The 6,229-nt window shown below is 60.9% G+C and carries 3 protein-coding genes and 1 pseudogene; all 4 read right to left on the reverse strand.

Features of this window, described 5'->3' with window-relative positions:
• Positions 1 to 130 precede the first annotated feature (130 nt).
• Complete coding sequence (locus tag CK218_RS03520; protein WP_095826885.1) at positions 131 to 772, reverse strand: ThuA domain-containing protein; 642 nt, start codon at positions 770 to 772, stop codon at positions 131 to 133.
• A 204-nt stretch (positions 773 to 976) separates the two neighbouring features.
• A complete protein-coding gene (locus CK218_RS03525; RefSeq protein WP_095826886.1) occupies positions 977 to 2,152 on the reverse strand; it encodes an acetate/propionate family kinase in 1,176 nt (391 codons plus the stop codon).
• A 59-nt stretch (positions 2,153 to 2,211) separates the two neighbouring features.
• Positions 2,212 to 4,593: a phosphoketolase family protein gene (locus tag CK218_RS03530; protein ID WP_095826839.1), complete on the reverse strand. Its 2,382-nt coding sequence runs from the start codon at positions 4,591 to 4,593 to the stop codon at positions 2,212 to 2,214.
• A 1,468-nt stretch (positions 4,594 to 6,061) separates the two neighbouring features.
• A pseudogene (locus tag CK218_RS31030) lies at positions 6,062 to 6,229 on the reverse strand (IS630 family transposase); the annotation flags it as partial.

Here is a 6,229-nt window from a genome sequence, read left to right on the forward strand (position 1 = left end):
GTATGAAAGCTTATGTCTTATGTAAATCACTCATTCATATGATCTGTTATGATCATAGGAGCGGGTCGGTGATGCTTTCGGTTCGGGAAATCCGGCCGCCACCGGCGTCAGCCCGCACCGACGGGCGCGTTCAGCGCGCCGCCCACACAAGTCCGCGGCGCAGGATGGTGCGCATCTGCGGCACCTCGAATTCCTTGGCCGCGTGGCCGAGCGACGAATAGAACACCCGCCCTTTGCCGTGCCGGCGCTTCCAAATCACGGGCATGACAACGCCGGCGATCCACGGCGCGTGCTCGCCCGAGAAGGTGGTGGTCGCCAGCACGTCGTTCGATGGATCGACATGCATGTAATATTGCTCGGAGCGGTATTGGAAATCGTCGATGCCTGCCACGATCGGGTCGTCGCGCCGCACGATATTCACACGATAGTCGAGGATGTTGCCGGGATGGGCGACCCACTGGCCGCCGCACATGAACTGGTAGTCCGTCGATTCGCGAAACGCGTCGCCCATGCCGCCGTGATAGCCGCCGAGGCCGACGCCGTTTTCGACCGCTTTGGTGAGGTTCGCCTCTTCGGCCTTGGCGATCTTGGACATGGTGTAGATCGGCACGATCAGGCTGAGGTCGGCGATCGCCGGGTCGGCGAACACCGCGGTCGTATTTTCCAAGCGCACGGCAAAGCCTTGCTCCTCAAGCATAGCTTTGACGACTCGCGCCCCGGCTTCGGGTTCATGCCCTTCCCAGCCGCCCCATACGATCAGTGCCTGCCGCATCTTCCGCTCCTTATGCATTTGGCCGCGCGGCCGGATATAGGGCGCGAGGCGCCGGGCTGACCATCGCCGAGTCGAGCTTGAAGGGAAAGTGACGCGAACGAAAACGGCCCCGCGCGACGCCCGATCGCCCGACGCTCGTCCTGGTTCAGCGGAAGCTCTGCGCCAAGTTACCGAGCTAATCCCTGCGATCCTGCCGCGGGCAGATCAGACCGTGTCGAGGTCGAGGAGCTGCGTGGCCACGGCACGTTCCTCGTCGGCCGGAATGACAAGAACATCGACGCTGGACTCTCGCGCGCTGACCAGCGCTTCGCCGCTGCGATTTAAACCGTGGTCGACCACGACACCAAGCCAGGCAGCAGCCTCGCAGATCTCTTGCCGGATCTGCCATGCATTTTCGCCGATGCCGGCGGTGAACACGAGCGTGTCGAGGCCTCCAAGCGCGGCCGCGAGCGATCCAATCTCACGTCCGGCGCGATAGACGAAGAGCGCGACGGCGCGCGCCGCCGCCGGGTCTTTCGACCCAAGCAGCGCCTGCATGTCTCCGGAAATGCCGGATACGCCCAGCAGGCCGGACTGCTCGTAGAGCAATTCGGTCACTCGGTCGGCCGACAGCTTGCGCTCCTGCAGAAGGTGCAGGATCACGCCAGGATCGATAGCGCCGCAACGGGTGCTCATGACGAGGCCGTCAAGCGTCGAAAAACCCATGGTCGTGGCGAGGCTTACCCCTGCCTTCATCGCACACAGGCTCGCGCCGCTGCCGAGATGGGCGGCAATCGTTCGGCCACCGGCAGCGTCGCCGTAGCGCTCGCGGAGCTTCGCTGCGATGTACCTGTAGGAGAGCCCGTGGAAGCCGTAGGAGACGATGCCCCGTTCCGACATCTCGCGCGGCAAGCCATAGAGCCTGGCAAGCTCCGGACGCGCCGTGTGAAAGGCCGTATCGAAGCAGCCGACTTGCTTGGCTTCCGGCAAAAGCCGACCGGCCAGATGGACGATCTCCAGGTTGATCGCCTGATGGATCGGTGCGAGCGGCTCAAGCCTATGCAGCGCGTCGAGCGTGCGCTCGTCGAGCAAGGTCGCTTGGGTAAGTTCTTGCCCGCCATGGACGATGCGGTGCCCGACAGTGCCGATCCGGCGCAAAAGAGCGTGATCCTCGAGATAGGAAGCTATGGCCTCGAACGCCTTGGCCATCCCGATCGGTCCGTCTCCCAGGCTCCTGTCGATTTCGCGTGACAATTCTCTGGGCGCGACCTGCAATCGTGGATGATGTCCGATCGACGACACGCTGCCACGCACCAGCAGGTTAAGCTCGCTTCGCTGCTGAAACACGGCGAACTTCAGGCTTGAGGAGCCGCCGTTGAGGACGAGAATGGCATCGGTCATGGTCGGCCGGTCCCGGCCAATCGTGCGCTCGTCCATTTGGCCTGACGCTTCGGCATCGACTACTGCTCCCATTTCCAGCCGAGGACCTCGGGCATGTCCTGCCCATGCTCGCGGATATAGGCCCGGTGTTCGATCAGCTTGCCTTCCATTGCCTGCTTCAGCCGGATATGCGCGCCGGCCGGCTCGGGAATGCGGTCGAGCACGCCCAATACGAGATGATAGCGGTCGAGGCCATTGAGCACGGTCATGTCGAAGGGCGTCGTCGTCGTCCCTTCCTCATTGTAGCCGCGCACGTGGATGTTGTCGTGGTTGGTCCGCCGGTAAGTCAGGCGATGGATGGTCCATGGATAGCCGTGATACGCGAAGATGACTGGCTTATCGGCCGTGAAAAACGCGTCGAATTCACGATCCGACAGGCCGTGCGGGTGGTGTTCCTTGGGCTGCAAAGTCATCAGGTCGACGATGTTGACCACCCGCACCTTGAGGCCGGGAACGTGGCGTTTCAGAATTTGGACCGCGGCCAGCGTCTCAAGCGTCGGCACGTCGCCGGCGCAGGCCATCACCACATCCGGCTCTGCCCCGCCGTCGGTCGACGCCCACTCCCATATGCCGATACCGGCCTTGCAGTGGACTTTCGCCTCGGTGATCGACAGCCACTGCCAGGAATTGGCTTTGCCGGCGACGATCACGTTGATGCGGTTCCATGTCCGAAGCACATGATCCGTCACGCAAAGCAGGCTGTTGGCATCCGCCGGCAGATAGACGCGCACGATGTCCGCCTTCTTGTTCAAGGCGACATCGATGAAGCCCGGATCCTGATGGCTGAAGCCATTGTGCTCCTGCTGCCAGACATGGCTCGACAACAAATAGTTCAAGGACGCAATCGGCCGCCGCCACGGCAGCTTGCCGCAGGCATCCAGCCATTTCGCATGCTGGTTGAACATGGAATCGACAATGTGCGTGAAGGCCTCGTAGCAGGAGAACAGGCCGTGCCGGCCGGTAAGCAGATAGCCTTCCAGCCAGCCCTGACAGGTATGCTCGGACAGGATTTCCAGAACCCTGCCTTCGCGGCCGAGATGCACATCTTCGGGCAGAATCTTTTCCATCCAGGCGCGCTCGGTCACCTCGAAGACGTCCTGCAGCCGGTTCGAAGCCGTCTCGTCGGGACCGACAATGCGGAAGTTTTTGGCGCTTTGGTTCAATGCCATGACGTCGCGCAGGAAACCGCCCATCACACGGGTCGACTCTGCTTTCACGCCGCCGGGCTGCTGGACAGATACGGCATGCTCTTGCAGGCTTGGCAGTTGGAGGGAGCGGCGCAGCAGGCCGCCATTGGCATGCGGATTGGCGCTCATGCGTCTGCCGCCTTGCGGGGCAGTGGCGCGGATCATGGCCACTGGCGCGCCCTCGGCATCGAAAAGCTCTTCGGGCCGATAACTTCTCAGCCACTCCTCGAGCATCTTCAGATGCGCAGGGTTTTCGGCGAGACCGGAGAGCGGAACCTGATGCGCGCGCCAGAATCCTTCGGTCTTCAGCCCGTCGACCTCCTTGGGGCCTGTCCAGCCCTTCGGGCTTCTAAGGATGATCATCGGCCATTTCGGCCGGCCGTCGGCAGTCTCTCCGCCGCTGCGCGCCGCCTGCTGAATTGCCTGGATGCGGTCCAGCGCATCGTCGAGTACGACGGCCATCCGCTCATGCATCAGGGGCGGATCGTCACCCTCGACGAACAGCGGTTCGTAGCCATAGCCGACGAATAGCGCCCGCAATTCTTCGTCAGAGATGCGGGCGAGAATGGTGGGACTGGCGATCTTATAGCCGTTGAGATGGAGGATCGGCAGCACCGCGCCGTCCTGCGCCGGGTTGAGGAACTTGTTGCAGTGCCAGGATGTGGCGAGCGGGCCGGTTTCCGCCTCGCCGTCGCCGACGACGCAGGCGACGATAAGATCCGGGTTGTCGAAGGCCGCGCCAAAGGCATGCGAAAGCGCGTAGCCGAGCTCGCCGCCTTCATGGATCGACCCGGGCACATCGGGAGCGGCATGGCTCGGGATGCCTCCCGGAAAGGAAAACTGCCGGAAGAGCGTCCTCATTCCGGCCTCTTCGAGGGAAATATCCGGATTGATCTCGCTATAGGTGCCTTCGAGATAGCTGTTTGCAACCATGGCCGGTCCGCCATGGCCGGGGCCGCAGATGTAAATAACGTTGACATCGCGAAGTCTGATCGCGCGGTTGAGATGCGCGTATATGAAGCTGAGGCCCGGCGAGGTTCCCCAATGCCCAAGCAGCCTGGGTTTGACGTGCGCCAGCCGAAGCGGCTCGCGAAGCAGCGGATTGTCGAGCAGATAGATCTGCCCGACGGTCAGGTAGTTGGCGGCACGCCAGTAGGCATCGATGTCGTGCAGTTCCTGTGCGGACAAGCGACTGGTGCTGGGATGCGTGGTCATTTCCGTTTCCTTCGCTGTTCCAAACCCACCCGGCTGAGACACAACGCATGGACGTCGCCGCCGGTTCATGACCGGTCGGCGCCACAAGCGGGCCCCATTGGGACACGCGGCCCACCGCCAGGACATGAAGGCCAAATAGACCCGCATTGGTTCTCCCAACCGTTCTCAAGCTGGAACGGCTTGCTACGGACCCGGGTATTGCCAAGCCGTCGGCGCCGGCCGATAGTGGCTACGCCATGAATAGAATGAAAAACCTATACATATTTGCTACATTGGTAGCAGTTATTGCCTTTTTGTTGATTGCCACCGGATATGGGGAATGGATAGTTGTGGTTGGCTCTGGATCCACAGACGGAGATACCGTCAGGAAGGCGCTATTTCTATTCTTGCTGTCTGGTCTAATGTCTTATGGATACTTTAAGTACGATTACCATGAAAGGCGGTTGAAGGGAGCTTTCAATAGCAAGGATGCGTCAATAATTAGAGCGGTTCAGGTAACATTGTGTATAGGGTCATGTGTATTTTTACTTACTGTTTCGTGATGGCGGCACAATGCTTCGCGGCTTGAAGCGGGCCGGCAAAGTTGCCATTCTGGAGGAGGCGGACAGATAGTCTGCATCCGACACAAACACGACCATCACCGCTTGATCACGCGCTTAGCCTCTGGGAACTTCTCAAAACACAGACGCCTGACGATCGTGAGATCGCCGGGACGCTGAGGTCGTGACGTCGAGTCTGCAAAGTCGCCGAATGGCGAAGCGCAACGAAAAGGTGCTTCGCTCCGTCCGGCCGAACGCCGGGGTGAGGTTGCTTGCAGGGGCTGATCGCGCTGATAAGAAGCAATGAGCCGGCGCGTCGTCTACTGGCTGCGCGCCAACGTGCCATGGTACTGGACGAGTTGCGCGAACAGTAGTGATCTCTCCTGCTAGGCCCCGTGGGTTTTGAGAGTTTGCCGTCGGCCGGAATCCGGTTTCGGCAGGGGCGACCCCGGGTGCGCCCCCAACATACTCAAGATGGTTGACGATGACTGTCGTTTTCACCAGCGTGTTCGGCGGGCGCCTGCATAGGACGAGGGAATGACCCACGGGCGAAACAATTATCAGTCACGAGAGAACCGAGCTCGGGTTCGGGAGCTCTTGCTGCGCGATTGGGATCCTGTCGGTGTTTCCGGCGTACCACAGGCCTCCGACGAATATGATGCCTACGCAGACATGGCCTACGTCATGCTGATGGACGAAAGAGCCACCGCGAGCGACATCGCAGCCTATCTATTCGCTGTAGCCACGGAGCATATGGGGTTAACGGACCGCGGGCAGCTGGCTGCGAGAAGCCACCGGGTCGCCAAGCTTCTGGTCAGTCTCCGACCTGAGTTCGGCAACCACTGACGGCACTTCGCTCAATATCGGAACCACCGCGGCCTTTCGCGGAGGGTTACGGAACGATTGGCTTCGCCTAGAGCGGCGGATTTTCATGTGAGTCCATAGCCTGCGGCAGTGAAGTAGTTTCTGCATTCTGTTAGGGAGAACAGATTGCAGATATCGCCGATGGCCTGCCACAGAGCGTCGATGGTTCTGATGGCCTTTGCGCGCAGATGCGCCTTGAGCTTGGCGAAGGCCATTTCGATCGGGTTGAGATC

It is taken from the genome of Mesorhizobium sp. WSM3879 (assembly GCF_002294915.1).
Taxonomy (GTDB): domain Bacteria; phylum Pseudomonadota; class Alphaproteobacteria; order Rhizobiales; family Rhizobiaceae; genus Mesorhizobium.

Coding starts and splice junctions, on each gene's coding strand:
- CK218_RS03530 (WP_095826839.1), bottom strand. CDS start 4,593: ATGACCACGCATCCCAGCACCAGTCGCTTGTCCGCACAGGAACTGCAC.
- CK218_RS03525 (WP_095826886.1), bottom strand. CDS start 2,152: ATGACCGATGCCATTCTCGTCCTCAACGGCGGCTCCTCAAGCCTGAAG.
- CK218_RS03520 (WP_095826885.1), bottom strand. CDS start 772: ATGCGGCAGGCACTGATCGTATGGGGCGGCTGGGAAGGGCATGAACCC.